The 18,174-nt window shown below is 64.2% G+C and carries 17 protein-coding genes and 1 riboswitch; of the genes, 12 read left to right on the top strand and 5 right to left on the bottom strand.

What is annotated here, in order from left to right; translation table 11 throughout:
- The 8 genes from EB815_RS28835 to EB815_RS28800 are packed head-to-tail and all read left to right on the top strand — an operon-like array spanning position 1 to position 9,311.
- Positions 1-858, top strand: coding sequence for a carbohydrate ABC transporter permease (locus tag EB815_RS28835; protein ID WP_056564414.1), 858 nt, complete (start codon positions 1-3; stop codon positions 856-858).
- 2 nt (positions 859-860) lie between these two features.
- Positions 861-1,979: an ABC transporter ATP-binding protein gene (locus tag EB815_RS28830; protein ID WP_056564411.1), complete on the top strand. Its 1,119-nt coding sequence runs from the start codon at positions 861-863 to the stop codon at positions 1,977-1,979.
- Positions 1,976-3,100 (top strand): ABC transporter ATP-binding protein, encoded by a 1,125-nt coding sequence (locus EB815_RS28825; protein ID WP_056564408.1) that lies wholly within the window; start codon positions 1,976-1,978, stop codon positions 3,098-3,100. The genes EB815_RS28830 and EB815_RS28825 overlap by 4 nt, the downstream gene beginning before the upstream one ends.
- Positions 3,100-4,653, top strand: a complete 1,554-nt coding sequence (locus EB815_RS28820) for an FGGY-family carbohydrate kinase (protein WP_056564405.1) — start codon at positions 3,100-3,102, stop codon at positions 4,651-4,653. Before EB815_RS28825 ends, EB815_RS28820 begins: the two co-directional genes overlap by 1 nt.
- A gap of 10 nt (positions 4,654-4,663) precedes the next feature.
- On the top strand, positions 4,664-5,704 hold the full coding sequence (locus tag EB815_RS28815) for a 2-hydroxyacid dehydrogenase (RefSeq protein ID WP_056564402.1): 1,041 nt from the start codon (positions 4,664-4,666) through the stop codon (positions 5,702-5,704).
- A gap of 45 nt (positions 5,705-5,749) precedes the next feature.
- On the top strand, positions 5,750-7,267 hold the full coding sequence (locus tag EB815_RS28810; RefSeq protein ID WP_056564399.1) for a glycerol-3-phosphate dehydrogenase: 1,518 nt from the start codon (positions 5,750-5,752) through the stop codon (positions 7,265-7,267).
- Positions 7,237-8,325: a class II aldolase gene (locus EB815_RS28805; RefSeq protein ID WP_081294669.1), complete on the top strand. Its 1,089-nt coding sequence runs from the start codon at positions 7,237-7,239 to the stop codon at positions 8,323-8,325. The genes EB815_RS28810 and EB815_RS28805 overlap by 31 nt, the downstream gene beginning before the upstream one ends.
- A gap of 44 nt (positions 8,326-8,369) precedes the next feature.
- Complete coding sequence (locus EB815_RS28800; RefSeq protein ID WP_065004939.1) at positions 8,370-9,311, top strand: sugar phosphate isomerase/epimerase family protein; 942 nt, start codon at positions 8,370-8,372, stop codon at positions 9,309-9,311.
- Positions 9,312-9,375: 64 nt separating this feature from the next.
- Here EB815_RS28800 and fba read toward each other — a convergent pair whose 3' ends face one another.
- Positions 9,376-10,440, bottom strand: a complete 1,065-nt coding sequence (fba, locus tag EB815_RS28795; protein ID WP_056564392.1) for a class II fructose-bisphosphate aldolase — start codon at positions 10,438-10,440, stop codon at positions 9,376-9,378.
- A 271-nt stretch (positions 10,441-10,711) separates the two neighbouring features.
- Between fba and EB815_RS28790 the strand changes: the two genes are divergently transcribed.
- The 3 genes from EB815_RS28790 to EB815_RS28780 all read left to right on the top strand — a co-directional run bounded on the left by EB815_RS28790 (position 10,712) and on the right by EB815_RS28780 (position 12,759).
- On the top strand, positions 10,712-11,482 hold the full coding sequence (locus tag EB815_RS28790; protein WP_056564390.1) for a DeoR/GlpR family DNA-binding transcription regulator: 771 nt from the start codon (positions 10,712-10,714) through the stop codon (positions 11,480-11,482).
- Between the two features lie 78 nt (positions 11,483-11,560).
- Positions 11,561-12,289, top strand: a complete 729-nt coding sequence (locus EB815_RS28785) for a triose-phosphate isomerase (protein ID WP_244493929.1) — start codon at positions 11,561-11,563, stop codon at positions 12,287-12,289.
- Positions 12,290-12,315: 26 nt separating this feature from the next.
- Positions 12,316-12,759 carry an RpiB/LacA/LacB family sugar-phosphate isomerase gene (locus tag EB815_RS28780; RefSeq protein WP_056564384.1) on the top strand — a complete coding sequence of 148 codons (444 nt, stop codon included), beginning with the start codon at positions 12,316-12,318 and terminating at the stop codon, positions 12,757-12,759.
- A 62-nt stretch (positions 12,760-12,821) separates the two neighbouring features.
- On the opposite strand, the gene EB815_RS28775 is transcribed toward EB815_RS28780, so the two are convergent.
- Entirely contained in the window at positions 12,822-13,724 is a 903-nt protein-coding gene (locus tag EB815_RS28775) for a FadR/GntR family transcriptional regulator (RefSeq protein WP_244493902.1), read from the bottom strand.
- 81 nt (positions 13,725-13,805) lie between these two features.
- On the opposite strand from EB815_RS28775, the gene EB815_RS28770 reads away from it, so the two are divergent.
- A complete protein-coding gene (locus EB815_RS28770; RefSeq protein ID WP_155772372.1) occupies positions 13,806-15,731 on the top strand; it encodes an autotransporter outer membrane beta-barrel domain-containing protein in 1,926 nt (641 codons plus the stop codon).
- Here EB815_RS28770 and dhaL read toward each other — a convergent pair.
- From dhaL to EB815_RS28755, 3 genes are all read right to left on the bottom strand, one after another.
- On the bottom strand, positions 15,709-16,365 hold the full coding sequence (gene dhaL / locus EB815_RS28765; RefSeq protein ID WP_056564376.1) for a dihydroxyacetone kinase subunit DhaL: 657 nt from the start codon (positions 16,363-16,365) through the stop codon (positions 15,709-15,711). The two genes, EB815_RS28770 and dhaL, sit on opposite strands and share 23 nt — an antisense overlap.
- A 15-nt stretch (positions 16,366-16,380) precedes the next feature.
- Positions 16,381-17,394 carry a dihydroxyacetone kinase subunit DhaK gene (locus EB815_RS28760; protein WP_171883326.1) on the bottom strand — a complete coding sequence of 338 codons (1,014 nt, stop codon included), beginning with the start codon at positions 17,392-17,394 and terminating at the stop codon, positions 16,381-16,383.
- Positions 17,395-17,464: 70 nt separating this feature from the next.
- A complete protein-coding gene (locus EB815_RS28755) occupies positions 17,465-17,938 on the bottom strand; it encodes a 6,7-dimethyl-8-ribityllumazine synthase (RefSeq protein ID WP_056564372.1) in 474 nt (157 codons plus the stop codon).
- A gap of 77 nt (positions 17,939-18,015) precedes the next feature.
- A riboswitch (FMN riboswitch) is annotated at positions 18,016-18,160 on the bottom strand.
- Positions 18,161-18,174 lie beyond the last annotated feature (14 nt).

The following is an 18,174-nucleotide window of genomic DNA, read 5'->3' as shown; positions in this document are numbered from 1 at the left end:
ATGGAACATACCTCGCTTCTCGAACGCATCCTGCGTGGCATAGCCCTGACGCTGGTCGTGATCTTCTTCATGTTCCCGATCGTCTGGATCTTCATGATGTCGTTCCAGACCAACGAGACCATCTTGCGGATCCCCCCGCAGCTTGTCTTCGAGCCGACGCTCGCCAATTACACGGCGCTGATCACCGGCAAGCTGATGACCGCCGCCGGCACGCTCGACATCGCCTTCATGCGCAATCTCTGGAATTCGGTGTTCCTGTCGGTGACCTCGGTCGCGGTCTCGCTGCTGCTCGGCGTGCCGGCGGCCTACGCCTTCGCGCGCCATAAATTCCGCGGCTCGGAGGACATCGCCTTCACGCTGCTGTCGTTCAAATTCGCGCCGGCGCTCCTGGTGCTGTTGCCGCTCACCCTCTATTTCCAGAAGCTCGGGCTCGCCAACACCTATATCGGGCTGATCTGGGTCTACCAGCTGATCTGCCTGCCGCTGATCCTGTGGATCGTGCGCGGTTATTTCGAGGATATCCCGGCCGACATCGAATATGCCTACCGCATCGGCGGCCATTCCTGGTTCGCCACCTTCCGCAAGATCGCGCTGCCGCTCGCCGGTCCCGGCATCGCCGCCGCCGGCCTGCTCGCCTTCATCTTCGCCTGGAACAATTTCGTCTTCGCGTTGGTGTTGGCGTCGGCCGACAAGCAGCCCGTGACGGTCGGCGCGCTCGCCTTCATCACCTCCTCGGGCATCCAGTACGGCCAGATCTCGGCGGCCATCGTGCTCTCGATCACGCCGACACTGGCGCTCGCCCTCTATGCGCAGCGCTATCTGGTCGAAGGCCTCTCGCTCGGCGCGGTGAAAGGATAGACATGGCCAGCCTCGAACTCAGAAACATCGTCAAGCGCTACAAGAGCCAGACCGTCCTCGACAATCTGTCGTTGACCGTCGCCGATGGCGAAACCCTTGTGCTGTTCGGACCCTCTGGCGCCGGCAAGACGGTGCTGCTGCGGCTGGTCGCCGGGGTCATCGATCCCGATGAAGGCAAGATCTTCATCGGCGGCGACGACATGACAGATGTGGATGCGGAATTCCGTGGCGTCGGCATGGCTTTCCAGAATTTCGCGCTGTTTCCGCATATGAGCGCATTCGACAACATCGCGACGCCCTTGGAAGCCAAGCGGTCGTCACCAAGCGCGATCAAGGCCGGCGTCGAAAGCGTCGCCAAGCTGTTGAAGATCGGCCATGTGCTCTCCCACAAGCCGCGCGCGCTCTCCAACGGCCAGAAGCAGCGTACGGCACTTGCCCGCGCGCTTGTCGGCTCGCCGCCGCTTCTCCTGCTCGACGATCCCTTGCGCAATGTCGACGCCAAGCTGCGCTTCGAGATGCGGCTGGAACTGCCGCGCCTGCTTGCCGATCGCGGCGCCACCGTCGTCTACGTCACCCAGGACTACAAGGAAGCCATGGCGCTTGGTGACCGTATCGCCGTCATGTCCCAAGGCGTCATCAGGCAACTCGGCACGCCTGAGCAGATCTATCGAGAGCCGGCCAATATCGAGATCGCTCGGCTGTTCGGCGACCCCACCATCAACCTGCTCGACGTCAAGCCCGCGCGGGATACCAGGGGGATTTATGTCGGCCTGTCCAATGTCCAGGTCCATCTGGCCGGCGCCTATGAGACGGCGGTCGGCCGCGACTGCGTGATCGGCCTGCGGCCCGAAGCGCTGAGCTTCGTCGAGGAAGGCATCCCGGGCGCCATCCCCGTGACGGTCGAGGCCGAGACGCCGCTCAACGAAAAGATCGTCACGCTGGTGCGCACCGTGCGCGGCCGCGAGATCCTGGTTTCACGCCCGGCCGGAACGCCCGGCCGCAGCGAAGGCAAGGCTCATATCGCCGTCGACGGCAAGAGCGCCTTGCTGTTCGATCACGCCAGCGGCGAGCGTATCGGCTCGAAGAACGTTGTCGCTTTGCGCAATGGAGAAGCGGCATGAGCCAGAGCGCACTCGCCATTTCGGGCGTCGACAAGTTCTATGGCCCGATCGACCGGGGCGTCCACGCGGTCAAGAACCTGACCATGGAAATCGCCAAGGGCGAGATCGTGGCGCTGCTCGGTTCGTCCGGCTGCGGCAAGACGTCCACGCTGCGCATGATCGCCGGCTTCGAAGAGGTCTCGCGCGGCGCGATCGCTGTTGGCGGCCGACAGGTGCACACCTTGCCGCCGGTCAAGCGCAATGTGGCGATGGCTTTCGAAGGCTATTCGCTCTACCCGCCGCTGACCGTGCGCGAAAACATGGCCTTCGCGCTCAAGGCGGCAAGGCTGCCGAAGAGCGAGGTCGACGCCAAGGTCGCCAGCATCGCCAAATTGCTCGAGATCGAGGACATACTGGAGCGCTATCCAAGCTCGATCTCCGGCGGTCAGCAGCAGCGCGCCAGCCTCGGCCGGGCGCTGATCCGCGAGGCCGATCTGCATCTGCTGGACGAGCCGATGGGACAGCTCGAACCGCAGCTGCGCGCCGTGCTGCGCGGCCGCATCAAGCACTTCATCAAGGAGCGCGGCCTGACCGCGATCCTGGTCACCCACGACCAGACCGAGGCCAACGCGCTGGCCGATCGCATCGCGGTGATGGAGGGTGGCGTGCTGCAGCAGTTCGACACGCCGGACAGGATCAAGGAGCGCCCGGCCAACCTGTTCACCGGCACGTTCGTCGGCGAGCCGCCGATGAACGTCTTCGAGGCCTATGTCGCGACAGCCGCCGGTCGCATCAATCTCAGGCTGCCCGACGGCCTTTCGCTCGACTACGACAAGGACGCCTTCAGCGCGCCGGTTCGCGATCAACTGCTCAGCCGCGAGCGGGTTGTCATCGGCATCAGGCCTTATGCGGTCCGGCGCTCGAAGGAAGGTGTTCCCGCCAGGGTTTCGGCCAACCAATGGCTCGGCGACCAGACGCACATAGCCGCCGACTTCGCCGGCGGCTCGCTGGTGCTGGTCGAGCATGATCGCACCCGCCTGGATCTTGGCGCGCCGATCAATGTCAGCATCGATCCGAAGAACCTGCATGTCTTCGACCAGGCCAGTGGCAAAGCGATTTCGCACGGCATGGAGCTTGCGTGATGCGCGACATACTGATCGGCATCGATGCCGGCACCTCCGTCATCAAATCCATCGCTTTCGACACGGCGGGCAGGCAGATTGCAGCCGCGGCACTGCCCAACCACTATGAAACGCTGCCGGGCGGCGGCGCCGAACAGGATTTGGCGCGCACATGGAGCGATGCCGCCACGACATTGCGCCAGCTCGCCGACAAGGTGCCCGATCTCGCCAGCCGGACGGTGGCGATCGCGGTGACAGGGCAAGGCGATGGCACCTGGCTGATCGATGCCAAGGGCGAGCCGGTGGCCAAGGGCTGGCTCTGGCTCGACGCGCGCGCCGCGGCCATCGTCGAGGAGATCCGTGCGCGTCCCGAGGACCGGCTTCGCTTCGAAAAGACCGGCAGCGGGCTTGCCGCCTGCCAGCAAGGTTCGCAGTTCGTCTTCATGAAGCGCACCATGCCCGAAATGCTCGGCAAGGCGGCGACCGCCTTCCACTGCAAGGACTGGCTCTATTTCAAGCTGACCGGCGAACGCGCCACCGATCCCTCCGAGGGAACCTTCACCTTCGGCGATTTCCATACTCGCGACTATTGCGACGATGTGCTCGACGTGCTCGGCGTCGCCGATCTCAGGCATCTGCTGCCGCCGATCGTCGACGGCACCAGGCACGGCACCGGGCTGTCGCAGGCGGCGGCCGGCGCCACCGGCATGCTGGCCGGTACGCCGGTGGTGCTCGGCTATGTCGACGTCGTCTGCACCGCGCTTGGTGCCGGCCTGCTCGACCGCGAGCGCAAGCCCGGCTGCTCGATCATCGGCTCGACCGGCATGCATATGCGGTTGGCCGAGACACCCGACGATGTACAGCTGAACGACGCGGCGACGGGCTACACCATGGCGATGCCGGCGCCCGGCGTGTTCGCGCAGATGCAGTCGAACATGGCGGCGACGCTCAACATCGACTGGGTGCTTGGCCTTGCCTCCGGCATCCTCGCCTCCCAAGGCATTTCGCGAAGCAATGGCGAGATGATCGCGCTGGTCGATGCCTGGATAGCGGCCTCGCAGCCCGCCTCGCTGCTCTATCAGCCTTATGTGTCGGAGGCGGGGGAGCGGGGGCCGTTCGTCGATGCCAATGCGCGGGCGGGCTTCGTCGGCATCTCCTCACGGCACGGCTATGCCGACCTCGTCCGCGCCGTCTTCGAGGGCTTGGCCTTCGCGGCGCGTGACTGCTACGCCGCCATGGGGCCGTTGCCGCGCGAAGTCCGCCTGACAGGCGGCGCGGCCAGGAGCCCGGCACTGCGCAAGATCCTGGGTGCGGCGGTCGGGGCCGACATCCGCACCAGCGCGCGCGAGGAGGCAGGAGCGGCTGGCGCGGCGATGATCGCCGCTGTACGTGTCGGTCTCTACCCGTCCATGGACGAATGCGTCGGCGAATGGGTGACGCCGCTGCTTGGCGAGGCCGAGCCAAGCGATCGCAGCCTCGCCGCGATCTACGACAAGATGACCCCATCCTACATGTTGGCGCACCAGGCATTGCGGCCGGTCTGGCGCGCGATGGCTTCAGTGCAGGCAAGTTGAGAAATCGAGTATGCGTAAGAGAATAGCGATCATCGGCGACAACTTCATGCTTCCGGAGGTTTTTCGCGCCAAAATCGAGAAGGTCGCGAGCGGCGACCTCGATATCAGGACATTGCAGACGGCCTGGCCCGACGAGCCGATGGAGTTCGGCGATCCGGCGCTCGGCCTCGACAAGATCAAGGAGTATTTCGGCCACCCCGACGAGGTCGTCGATTTCATCGGCGATGCCGAAATCCTTGTCACCCAGTTGGCGCCCCTGTCGGACGGCATGATGCGGCGCCTGCCGGGTCTCAAGCTGGTCGCGGTTTCGCGCGGTGGCCCGATCAACATCGACATGGCCGCGGCCAAGGCGCACGGCATCACCGTGGTCAATGTGCCTGGCCGCAACGCGACCGCGGTGGCCGAGTTCACCATCGGCGCCATCCTGGCCGAGACGCGGCTGATCCGGGTCGGCCACGAGGCCTTGCGCAAGGGCGAATGGCGCGGCGATCTCTACCGCGCTGACCGCACCGGTCGCGAACTCAACGAAATGACCGTCGGTGTCATCGGCTACGGCAATATCGGCACCAAGGTCGTCCGCCTTTTGCGCGCCTTCGGTTGCCGTGTCCTCGTTTGCGACCCTTATGTTCAATTGAGTGTCGACGACCGCAATGCCGGCGTCGAACTCGTCGCGCTGGACGATCTGCTGTCCCGCTCCGATGTCGTCACGCTACATCCCCGGGTGACCGAGGAGACGCGCGGCATGATCGGCACGGACACTATCGCGCGGATGAAGCCGGGAGTGATCTTCATCAACACCGCGCGTGGGCCGCTGGTCGACTATGACGCCCTCTACGAGGCGCTTGTTTCAGGCCAGATCGCCAGCGCCATGCTGGAGACGTTCGCGGTCGAGCCGGTGCCTGCCGACTGGCCGTTGCTGCAGCTCCCCAATGTAACGCTGACGCCGCACATTGCCGGCGCTTCGGTGCGCACCGTCACCTATGCCGCCGAACAGGCCGCCGAAGAGGTGCGCCGCTACCTCGCCGGCCTGCCTCCGGTCAATCCATGCTGAGGCAATGGCCATGACGCATCAAATCGGCATCGAGGCCATGGCGACATGAGCGGTGGCGCTGAAATCGTCGACCTCTTCGTCATCGGCGGCGGCGTCAACGGCGCCGGCATTGCGCGCGATGCCGCCGGCCGCGGCCTTTCCGTCATCCTGTGCGAGAAGGACGATCTCGCCGAAGGCACCAGCTCCCGCTCGGGCAAGCTCGTCCATGGCGGCCTGCGCTATCTCGAATATTACGAATTCCGCCTGGTGCGCGAAGCGCTGATCGAGCGCGAGGTGCTCCTGGAATCGGCACCGCACATCATCTGGCCGATGCGCTTCGTGCTGCCGCATAGCCCGGACGACCGGCCAGCCTGGCTGGTGCGGCTCGGCCTGTTCCTCTACGACCATCTCGGCGGCCGCAAGCGGCTGCCGGCGACGCGCACGCTCAACCTGCGCACCGCGCCCGAGGGCGCGCCGATCAAGGACGCCTTCCGGCGCGGCTTCGAATATTCCGATTGCTGGGTCGACGACGCCCGCCTCGTCGTCATCAACGCGCTCGACGCCGCCGAGCGCGGCGCCAGGGTTTTCACCCGCACCGCCTGCACCGCCGCCCGCCGGGAGAACGGCCTGTGGGTTGTCGAGATGCAGGACGGCAGGACGGGCATCAGGACGATGGTTCGGGCCCGCGCGCTGATCAATGCCGCCGGCCCCTGGGTCAACGACATCGTCAACCGCGTTGCCGGCCAGAACTCCAGGCGCAATGTCCGCCTGGTCAAGGGCAGCCACATCGTCGTGCCGAAATTCTGGGAGGGGCGTCAGGCCTATCTCATCCAGAACAGCGACAAGCGTGTGATCTTCATCAACCCCTATCAGAACGATCTCGCCCTGATCGGCACCACCGACATTCCCTATGATGGACGGCCTGAGGATGTGGCGGCGGACGGGAGCGAGATCGACTACCTGATCAGGGTGGTCAACCGCTATTTCAAGCGCGGACTTGCGCGCGGCGATGTCGTCTATTCGTTCTCCGGCGTCAGGCCGCTCTACGACGACAATGCCGACAACCCCAGCGCCGTCACCCGCGATTACATTTTCGAGCTCGACGCACCGGACGGGCAGGCGCCGCTGCTCTCTGTCTTCGGCGGCAAGATCACCACCTTCCGCAAACTGGCCGAGCATGCGCTGGACAGGATCGCCCCGTTCTTCCCCAAAATGGGCAAGCCGTGGACCGCGAAGGCGCATCTGCCCGGCGGTGACATCGCCAATGCCGATTTCGAACAGTTTCTTGGCGACCTCGGACACGAGTATCCTTGGATACCGGCATCGCTGCTCAAGCATTATGGTCGGCTCTACGGCACCAGGACACGAGCTTTGGTTGGCGCGGCCCGTTCGATAGATGAACTCGGACGCTGCTTCGGCAAGGACTTCTTTGAGCGCGAGGCCAATTATCTCTTCGACCGGGAGTGGGCTTTGACGTCGGCCGATATCCTGCAGCGGCGCACCAAGCATGGCCTGCATCTGTCCGCCGAGGAGAGGACGGCTTTCGAGCACTGGTGCGCGAACCGGCTGGCGAAGGCAGGCTGATGGGGGGGCTCGTCAATACTGGAACCAGTGAATTCCGCATGCTGCGCTCCTTGTCGGCCAGTATCGGCGCCGATCCGCTGCTGGTCCAGGGCGCCGGCGGCAACACCTCCATCAAGCAGGCCGGCGTGCTGTGGATCAAAGCCTCGGGCACCTGGCTGAAGAACGCGCGCGACGATGAGATCATGGTGCCGGTCGCGCTGGCGCCGCTGCTGGACGCCGTGGCGCAGCGCAGCCCGGCGGCCGAGACTGCCGGTCAGTTCACGCTGGCGGACCTCAATCCTCGCCAGCTGCGGCCCTCCATCGAGACGACGGTACATGCTCTGCTGCCGCAGAAGATCGTCGTCCACGTCCATTGCGTCGAGACGATCTCGATCGCCGTGCAGGCCAATGCCGAAGCCCTGCTGGAGGAACGCCTGCGCGGCCTCGATTGGGCCTTCGTGCCCTATCGCAGGCCCGGCTTGCCGCTGGCGCAAGGGATCGCCGAGCGGCTGAAGCCTGCGACCAACGTGCTCGTGCTTGGCAATCATGGGCTGGTGGTCGCCGCCGACACGGTCGCCGAAGCGGCCTTGCTTCTACAACGGGTGACCGGGCTGCTCGCGAGGCCGCCGCGGCCGGCCCCAGCCCCCGATCTCGACGCTTTGCTGAGGCTCGCCGCCGGCAGCGACTACCGGCTGCCGGCGTCGGCCGCCGCGCATGACGTCGCGACCGACCTCGCCAGTTGCCGCATCGCGGCTTCCGGCAGCCTCTACCCGGATCATGTCATCTTCCTTGGCGTCGGCTCGGTGATCGCCGGTCCCGGAGAGAACGCGGCGGCGATCGTCGCCCGCACCGCAGCCGCGCCGACGTCCCTCCTGTTTCCCGGCAAGGGCGTGCTGATGCGCCGGGACGCCAATGCCGGCGCCGAGGCGATGGCGCGTTGTCTGGCCGACGTCGTCGCCCGCGTCGATGGCGCGGCGCGCGTCAATTATCTCAGTCCTAAGGAGAATGCCGAACTGTTGAACTGGGACGCCGAAAAATACCGCCAGCAACTCAACCGCGAGGGGGCGACGTTGCAATGACGGCACTGTTCGCCACCAGCCAACGCTGAAAGAGGGAGCGCGCCTTGGCCTTCACGCTCTCCCTCAACACCAATCCGCTGGTGAACCGTTTTGCCGATCCGGCTGACCTGATCGACACCATCGCCTACGACATTGGCATCCGGGACGTGCAACTCACGCATGAATTCGTCAATCCGGGTTGGCCCGCGGCGACGATCGTCAAATTCGTCCGCCTGTTTCGCGGCGCACTCTCCCGCACCGGCGTGCGTGTCACCTCCGGCATGACCGGCCCTTACGGCCGGCTCAATCATTTCGGCCACCCCGACGCGGATGTGCGCCGCTACTATGTCGACTGGTTCAAGACCTTCGCCGACATCTCGGCCGAGCTTGGCGCCAGCGGCATGGGCACGCAATTCGCCATCTTCACCCATCGCGACTTTGACGATCCCGAACGCCGCGCCCAGCTGTTCGACATCGCGCTGGACTGCTGGCGCGAGGTCGCCCAGCATGCCCGCGCGGCCGGCCTGAGCTACCTGTTCTGGGAGCCGATGTCGGTCGGGCGGGAGTTCGGGCACACCATCGAGAACTGCCGGCTGTTGCAAGACGCGATCGACGCCGCGGGCATGGCCATTCCGCTCGAGATGATGGTCGACATCGACCACGGCGACGTCACATCAAGCAATCCGGCCGACATCGACCCCTATGCCTGGGCCGGGGCCTTTCCCAGGAAGTCGCCGATCATCCACATCAAGCAGTCGTCGATGAACAAGGGCGGCCATTGGCCCTTCACATCAGCCTACAACAGAGACGGCCGCATCACGCCGGAAAAGCTGCTGGAGACGGTGCGGCGTGGCGGCGGCACCAACAACGAGATCTGCCTCGAACTGTCGTTCCGTGAGCGTGAGCCGGTCGACCACCAGGTGGTGGCCATGATCCGCGAGTCCGTCGACTATTGGGCGCCGTTCATCGAGACAGGCAGGCCCAGCCTTTTGCCAAGGGCCGAATAGAGATCGGGCAGGAGCCTGTGTGGCTCCTGCCCGAAGATGAAGCCAGGTTTTCGGTCGGTGGGACTCAGCCGAATTTCGGGTCGAGGCTGCCCGATTTGTAGCGCTTGGCCATCTCCGAGACCGGCAGCGGCTTGATCTTCGGCGCGTTGCCGGCGGTGCCGAACTGCTCGAAGCGCTCCTTGCAGAGCTTGCGCATCGCCGCCATCGCCGGCGTCAGATATTTGCGCGGGTCGAACTCGCTCGGGTTTTCCGTCAGCACCTTGCGGATCGCGCCGGTCAGCGCCATCCGGTTGTCGGTGTCGATGTTGATCTTGCGCACGCCGTGCTTGATGCCGCGCTGGATTTCTTCCACCGGCACGCCCCAGGTCGGCTTCATCTGGCCGCCATATTTGTTGATGATCTCCTGCAACTCCTCCGGCACGGAGGACGAGCCGTGCATGACCAGATGCATGTTGGGCAGGCGGCGGTGGATCTCCTCGATGACGTTCATCGCCAGCACCGCGCCATCCGGCTTGCGCGAGAATTTGTAGGCGCCGTGGCTGGTGCCCATGGCCACCGCCAGCGCATCGACATGAGTGTCCTTGACGAACTGTACAGCCTGCTCGGGATCGGTCAAAAGCTGGTCGTGGCTGATCGCGCCTTCGACGCCGTGGCCGTCCTCCTGCTCGCCGCCGCCGCTCTCCAGTGAGCCCAGCACGCCGATCTCGCCTTCGACAGAGACGCCGCCCCAATGCGCCATGTCGACGACGCGCTTGGTGATGCCCGAATTATAGGCGTAGTCGGCCGGCGACTTGCCGTCCTCCTTGAGTGAGCCGTCCATCATCACCGAGGTGAAGCCGTACTGGATCGCGGTGACGCAGGTGGCTTCGTTATTGCCATGGTCGAGATGCATGCAGACCGGGATGTCGGGGTGGATCTCGACCAGCGCGTCGATCAGCTTGGCCAGCACCACGTCATTGGCATAGGCGCGCGCACCGCGGCTTGCCTGCAGGATGACAGGCGATTTGGTCTCTTCCGCCGCCTCCATGATGGCGAGGCCCTGTTCCATGTTGTTCATGTTGAAGGCCGGCACGCCATAGCCGTATTCGGCGGCGTGATCGAGCAATTGTCTCAGTGTGATGCGAGCCAACGAATAGTCTCCCGTATCTGGTTTCGAACCTGTGGTTGCGGACTGTCCGCGCATCGTCCAGCCCCCGATGCTTCTGGCCGGATTTCGGCGCAACCGCAACCGTGACGGACCGTCCCGGCCGCAATTCTTGTTACAGCGCCGCGATCAGGGCAAGCGAAATATCCCAAGAAGTTGTCCCATTATCACAAAATGTCTGTCACTTTTGCGACGATAGGTGTTATCATTTGAGTTCGATCAGGGAGCCACGCTTCGGCGTTGGCGGTCAGCGGCAATGAAGAGCGATATCAGGCGTCAAGGGATCATGGAGTTTCTGATGGACGCCGGTCAGGCCGGCGTCGACGACTTGGCTTTGCTCTTTGGCGTCTCCAAGATGACCGTGCACCGCGACCTCGACGAGCTTGAGGAAAGCGGCTTCTTGCGCAAGGTGCGCGGCGGCGCCTCGATCCAGCCGAGCGGTTTGTTCGAAAGCGATTTTCGCTACCGCCAGAAGCAGGCGACCGAGGAAAAGCAGCGCCTTGCGGCTGCCGCCGTGGGCATGATCGAGCCCGGCCAGACCGTGATCATCGACGATGGCTCGACGGCTGGCGGCATTGCGCGGCATCTCGCCGATCTGCGGCCGCTGACCGTGATCACCAACAATCTGGCCGTCATCCAGGATCTGGCAGGCGCGGGCGGCATCAGCCTCATCGCGCTCGGCGGCCAGTACAGCAAGAAGTTCCACGGCTTCTTCGGCCTGCTGGCCGAGGCGTCGCTCAAATCGCTGCGTGCCGACGTCGCCTTCCTGTCCTCCTCCGCCATTCACGGCGCTTCCGCCTTCCACCAGGACCAGGAAGTGGTGCAGGCCAAGCGGCTGATGATGGCGGCGGCGACCCGCAAATATCTGCTGGTCGATCACGGCAAGTTCGGCCGCACGGCGCTGCACTTCCTCACCGATCTCAGCGCGTTCGACGCGGTCTTCACCGGCCGCGCGCCCGAGCCGGCGATGCGTGCCGCGCTGGATGCCGCCGGCGTGTCGCTGACGGTGATCGACAAGGGATCATGATCCCGAAGGCGGCAGCTGATCGCTGGACAAAAGCAAGGAGCAGTACGCGTGGTTTACTGGGTCGGCACAAGCTGGAAGATGAACAAGACGCTCGCCGAGGCGATGGCTTTCGCTGAGCGCGTGGCCGGTTTCATCCCAGGCTTCGATGACCGCATCCAGCCTTTCGTCATCCCGCCTTTCACGGCGGTGCGCGAGGTCAAGCAAGCGCTGTCGGCGACGCGCGTCAAGGTCGGCGCTCAGAACATGCATTGGGCCGATGCCGGGGCCTGGACCGGCGAGATCTCGCCGCTGATGCTGAGGGATTGCGGACTCGATCTGGTCGAGCTCGGCCACAGCGAACGGCGCGAGCATTTCGGCGAGACCGATCATGCTGTCGGCCTGAAGACGGCGGCCGCCGTGAAGCACGGATTGATACCGCTGATCTGCGTCGGCGAGACGCTGGCCGAGCGTGAAGGCGGCAAGGCCGATGCCGTGTTGAGCGCCCAGGTCGAGGGCGCTCTGCAATTCCTCGAGGGCGAGGCGAAGGGCGCGAAAATCCTGTTCGCCTATGAGCCTGTCTGGGCGATCGGCGACAGGGGCATTCCGGCCGGCTCCGACTATGCCGACAAGCAGCAGAGGTTGATCAAGAAGGTCGCCGGCGGCCTGCTGCCGTCCGTGCCGCCCGTGCTCTATGGCGGCTCCGTCAATCCCGGCAATGCCGCCGAGCTGATCGGTCAGCCCAATATCGATGGGCTCTTCATCGGCCGCTCCGCCTGGCAGGCGGATGGCTACATCGACATCCTCGGCCGCGCTTCGGCGGCGATCTGAAATCATCCAAACACGAAAGGGAAACCATGAGAATAGCCATCGGAGCCGACAGCGCCGGCAAGCCGCTGCTCGATGTCATCGCCGCACACCTTGCCACCAAATCCGGCCTGACGGTCAGTGATCTCAGCCAGGCCGGCTACTATGCCGACCTCTCGCAAAAACTCGCCCAGACCATCATCGACGGCGAGAACGATCGCGGCATCCTGTTCTGCGGCACCGGCATCGGCGTATCGATCTCTGCCAACAAGGTGCCGGGGATCCGCGCCGCGCTCACCCACGATACTTATTCGGCCGAGCGCGCCGTGAAATCCAACAACGCCCAGATCATCACCATGGGCGCCCGCGTCATCGGCCCGGAATTGGCCAAGGCGATCGTCGACACGTGGCTTGCCTCCGAGTTCGACGAAAAGGGGCCATCGGCGGGCAATGTCGAGGCGATCAACAGGCTCGACGCGGTGAAGCCTGCATGAGCCGCGGGCCCGTGGCATAGCCGGGCGGGCTTGTTCCGCGCCGTGCATGCTGCGATGCCGGCCTACTTCTGTCTGCCGAGCCTGGCGGCGAGGGAACGCCGCACATCCTCTTCCGCTCCGTCCAGCAGGTCGATCAGCACCTTGCTGGTGGCTACCGAGTCGCGCTTTTCGATATTCTCGACAATCTGCCGATGCAGGCTGAGCGAATGGCGCTGACCGGCTGGGTTGTCGTCCGAAAGCCGGAAGCTGATCACCAGCGCGGTCTCGATCAAAGCGGCGAGCGAACCGATCAACTCGTTGCCCGACATGTGCAGGATCGCCTGGTGGAAAGCCAGATCCGGCACAGCGAAACGTTCGCCGTCATCACCGGCCTGTTCCATCTCTTCGAGGATTGCCCGCAAATCGGCGATCTGCTCCGGGCTGGCGCGCTGCGCCGCCAAGGCCCCGGCTGTCGGTTCGATCGCGCGGCGCAGCTCGAACAGGGAACGTGCCTCCTCTGCTGTCGTTCTCGAGCCGAAGCGCCACAAGAGCACATCGGGATCGAGGAAGTTCCAATACTTGCGCGGGCGCACCCTGGTCCCGGTCCGGGGGCGCATTTCCACCATGCCCTTGCCAGCCAGAACCTTGACGACTTCACGCAGGCCCGTGCGGCTCGCGCCATAAGAGGCGCTCCAATCGTCGCCATTCGGCAACTGGTCGCCGGGAATCAGTTCGCCACGCACGATGCTGAGGCCGATCTCATTGAGCAGTCTGCCGTGAAGACCGGAATGCGACGAGCCGGCCATGCGCGACGTCATCCGGGACGCCCGAGAGAGAGGGGCTGAATTCTTCATACTATTCCCATTATTCATATGATTGTCACGTCCCCGCCCTAGTGAGCACATCGTTGAACTCTCCACCAGAGCGATCGACGAACCACAGCGCAGATAGCACCCGAAGAGCCACAAAACCTCGTGTCTTGCCATCGCCGGCGGTTGCCAGCGTCGTTGGTCGATGTCGTGCGCGTCGAGCCGTCGATTACAAACACCAACAGGAACGCGTCAGAAATGTCTTCCAAGATGATCGATCACGCCAGCAAAGCCGCCCTCAAGGGGACGGCCTGTCTTCCGAAAACCATAGCCTCCTGCATCGTTCTGTCCAGCGCGCTCGCCATGACATCGGTGCCGGCGTTTGCCGTCGAACCCTGGATCATGGTCGAGAAGACGACCTTCACCGGCGACGCGATATCCGCGAAGCAACAGGGCGTGACGACGGACGGCACGAACTGGTATTTCTCCGGCACCAATATTCTCGAGCGCACTGACAGGAACTATAACCCGTCCCTGACTGTCTCGCCCGCCATTCCCGATGTCCTCAAGCTTCCGTCCCAATATTCCGATATCGGGCTGAACCACATCGGCGACATCGATTATGCCGACGGGCTTCTCTATATTTCGCTGGACTCGAGCCAGCGCGACCCAGTCACCGGGGGCAAATACGAAAACCCGGTTTTCGCGGTGTATCGCGCGAGTGACCTGAGCTTCACCGGTCAGGCATTTTCGCTCAATCCGCCCCATGGCATCCATGATATTGCCAGCTGGGTGGCCGTCGATGCCAAGAACGGCCTCGGCTACGGCATGGCCTATGAGAACGCGACGGAGATAGCGGTCTACAATCTGTCGGATTGGAGCTTCAAGGAATACATCCCGCTGACGCACACCATCGACCAGGCACAGGGCGGCAAGCTTCTGGACGGCTGGATGTATTTTTCGACCGACAATGACCAGAAGATCATCTACCGGGCGAACCTCAAGACCGGCGAAGTCGAGAATCTGGGCAGTCTGAACATCGGCCGCGAACAGGAAGTCGAAGGGCTTTCCTTCAACCAGACGAAGGACGGTTGGTCGATGTACATCCTCAATCGGGAAGCGCTGGAGAGTGACCCCACCGTGGAGGCGGTCGGTTTCTATCGCTATCTGCGTCCCTATGGAAACGCGCTTTCCGGCGAGATCCACACCGACATCAGCGGCGCTCTGGTGGAGGACAGCCGCTTCGCGCGGGATGCCGCCAGCAGCCGAATTCGCTCCGCCTTCGATGCGGTCTCCGCACCGGTCCTGACAACCGCCAGCATCGATGCCGGCGGCGTGCATGCCGCGCCCGCCAATGCCGATGGCATCGTGATCTGGAGCCAGGCGCTGGCAATGACGGGCGATACGAACGGTTCCGGCGATGCCGCGGCCTTCGGCCGCAACACGACAGGGTTCATCGGTGGCGCCGACGCACCGGTTGGAAGCTGGCGGCTTGGCGTGCTCGGCGGTTACAGCCATTCGAGGTTCGATGTCACCGACCGGGCTTCATCCGGTTCGAGCGACAACTACAATCTCGGCGTCTATGCCGGCACGCAACTGGGACAGTTCGGTTTCCGCGCCGGCGCGATCTATGGCTGGCATGACATCGAGACCAGGCGCAGCGTGGTCTTTCCTGCCTTCAGCGAACAGGTCTCCGCCGACTACAATGCCACGACGGCGCAAGCTTTCAGCGAACTGGCCTACCGGTTCGACATCGGCCACAATGCCTTCGAACCCTTCGCCAACCTCGCCTATGTCCATCTGAACACCGATGGTTTCGCCGAAACCGGCGGCGCGACTTCGGCGCTGACGGCACAGAAGGCGACGACCGAAAACACCTTCTCGACATTTGGCGTTCGCGCTTCGACCCAGTTCGACACGGGGGTGACCGGGGCCGCCCTGCACGGCATGCTGGGCTGGCAGCACGCCTACGGCAACGTCGGCCCGACCTCCGATCTGGCCTTCAACACCGGAGCATCCTTCACCATTTCGGGCGTGCCGATCGCCAGGGATGCCCTGGCCGTCGAAGCCGGGTTCGACGTTCTCCTGTCGTCCAATGCCAAACTCGGCGCATCCTATTCCGGCCAGATCGCCAAGGGCGCCCAGGGACATGCCGTCAAGGTCAGCTTCGATCTGAAGCTATAGGGCCGACACTGTCGCGTATCGCGCCGATCACGGTGACGGCCGACGCCGCCCCCGGGTCGACGTGCCCGAGTGATCGCTCGCCGAGCCGCGAGGAGCGGCCCTTGGCGGCGATCATGTCCTTGGTTGCTTCCGCGCCGCGCCCGGCGGCGGCAAGGGCCGCTTCGAGGCTCTGAGCCAAGTTCTTGCCGGCAAGATTGGCCGCGGCCGCTGCTTCGGCCGCCGGCTGCCAGGCATCGACCATCGTCTTCTCGCCAGGTTCCGCCTTGCCGCGATCCTTGATGCCTTGCGCCATTGCCTGGAACAGGGTGATGAAGTCCGCCTCCGCCAGCGTCGCCTTGCCCTTGGCTGCGGCGGCGGCGCGCATGAAGGCCGTTGCATAAAGCGGACCCGAGGAAGCGCCGACGGCATTCAGGAACGATTTCGCCGCCGTGTTGAGCAGCGCCGTCGGCTCGATCGAGGCAAGGTCGAGTGGCGCCAGCGCATCGCGCACGGCGTTGAAGCCGAGCGCCATGGCAATGCCGTGGTCGGCGTCGCCGATGACCCCGTCAAGCTGGCAGAGCCTGTCCCTGTCGGCCTCGATCGCCACCGCGATCGTATCGAACATTCTTTTCAAGTCGGCGGCATCGATGGTCACGGGAACGCTCCTTCGTCAGCCGGCACGGAACATGGCGCAGTCGCAGGGGTGGTCGAGCATGATCTGCAGCTCCTCGTCGAGATGAAAAAGCGTCACCGAGGCGCCGGCCATTTCCAGCGAGGTGCAGTAGTTGCCGACCCAGGTCGCGTGGATCGAAACGCCGATGTCGTCGAGCCGCTGCTTGACCCGGCGGTTCATGATGTAGAGTTCCATCAGCGGCGTCGAGCCGAGCGAGTTGACCAGCACCGCGACCTTGTCGCCGCGCTTCGGCGCCATCTCGGCGAAAATCCTGTCCAGCATCTCGTCGGTGATTTCGTCGGCGCTCCCAAGCTTGCCGCGAGCGATGCCGGGTTCGCCATGGATGCCCATGCCGATCTCCATTTCGTCGGCGCCGATCTCGAAATTCGGCCGCCTTGTCTGCGGCAGCGAGCAGGGTGACAGTGCCACGCCCATGGTGAAGGTGTGGTCGTTGGCCTTGCGCGCGATGCGCTCGACCTCGTCCAGGGAGAGCATGAGGTCGCAGGCGGCGCCGGCCGCCTTGAAGATAAAGAAATTGCCGGCGACGCCGCGGCGCTTCTGCCGCTGGTCGCGCGGCGCCGAGGCGACGTCATCGGTGGTCAGCACCGTGCGCACCTCGATGTCGTCCATCGCGGCCATCTCGGCCGCCATGTCGAAATTCATCACATCGCCGGCATAGTTGCCGTACATGAATAGCACGCCGGCGCCACCGCTCACCGCCTTGGCGCATTCCAGGATCGGATCGGGTGGCGGCGAGGCAAAGACGTTTCCGATGGCCGCCGCGTCCGCCAGTCCCTTGCCGACAAAGCCTAGAAAGGTCGGTTCGTGGCCGGAGCCGCCGCCGATGACCAGCCCGACCTTGCCGGGCCGCGGCCCGTCGCGGGCGATGATCGAGCGCGGGCTGCCGTCCGCGCTCATGAGGTGGCGAGGATGCGCGGCGAGGATCCCTTCGAGCATCTCGTCGACGGCGCGGTTGCCGTCATTGATGATCTTCTTGGTCTGCACCGGCATCCTCCCCGAACTCGGTATTTTCGCAAATACTACCGGGTGTTATCGCGATTTCCACCCGGCCGGGAAGATTTCATGCCGCGATCTTTTCCCGGGCGGCGAGAATCTGCACGCAGGCGTTGGCCGCTTCCTTGCCCTTGATCGTGAAGTGCTCGAAGAAGAAGCGGTGATGCTCGGCGCTGTCGTGAAAATTGTGCGGCGTCAGCACCGCAGAAAGCACCGGCACACCGGTCGACAGTTGCACGTTCATCATGCCGTCGATGACGGCGCCGGCGACGAACTCATGCCGGTAGATGCCACCATTGACGACGAAGGCCGTGCCGAGGATCGCGGCATAGTGGCCGGTCTCAGCCAAGGTCTTGGCGTGCAGCGGGATTTCGTAGGCGCCGGGCACATCGAAGACATCGACGGCGAAGCGGTCGCCTCCTAGTTCGGCGAGTTCCGTTTCGAAAGCCCTTACGCACTGGTCGACGATATCGGCATGCCAGCGCGCTCGAATGACGGCGATGCGGGTTGTTTCATAGTCTTTGTGGGAATGCTGATTCATGGGTCCATCCTTCCGTTTCGAACCAGAATCAGGACGCACGACACGGAATCCGGCCCGCCGATGCGGTCCGTCTTCCGTTTCGTCCTCTTTCATCCGGACTCTAACCGTCGGCTCCGGATTCACACCGGATCTGCTGACCTTTCCAAACTGGAAAGCGCTCGCGGGCTTGGGTTTGAGACCCTTACCGCCGGTGGGGACTTTCACCCCGCCCTGAGAACATTAACGGGCTTTTGTAT

This window comes from Mesorhizobium loti, assembly GCF_013170705.1.
In the GTDB taxonomy this organism is placed as follows: domain Bacteria; phylum Pseudomonadota; class Alphaproteobacteria; order Rhizobiales; family Rhizobiaceae; genus Mesorhizobium; species Mesorhizobium loti_D.
The sequence above is the reverse complement of the archived record's forward strand: the minus strand, read 5'-3'. Positions and strand labels throughout refer to the sequence as shown.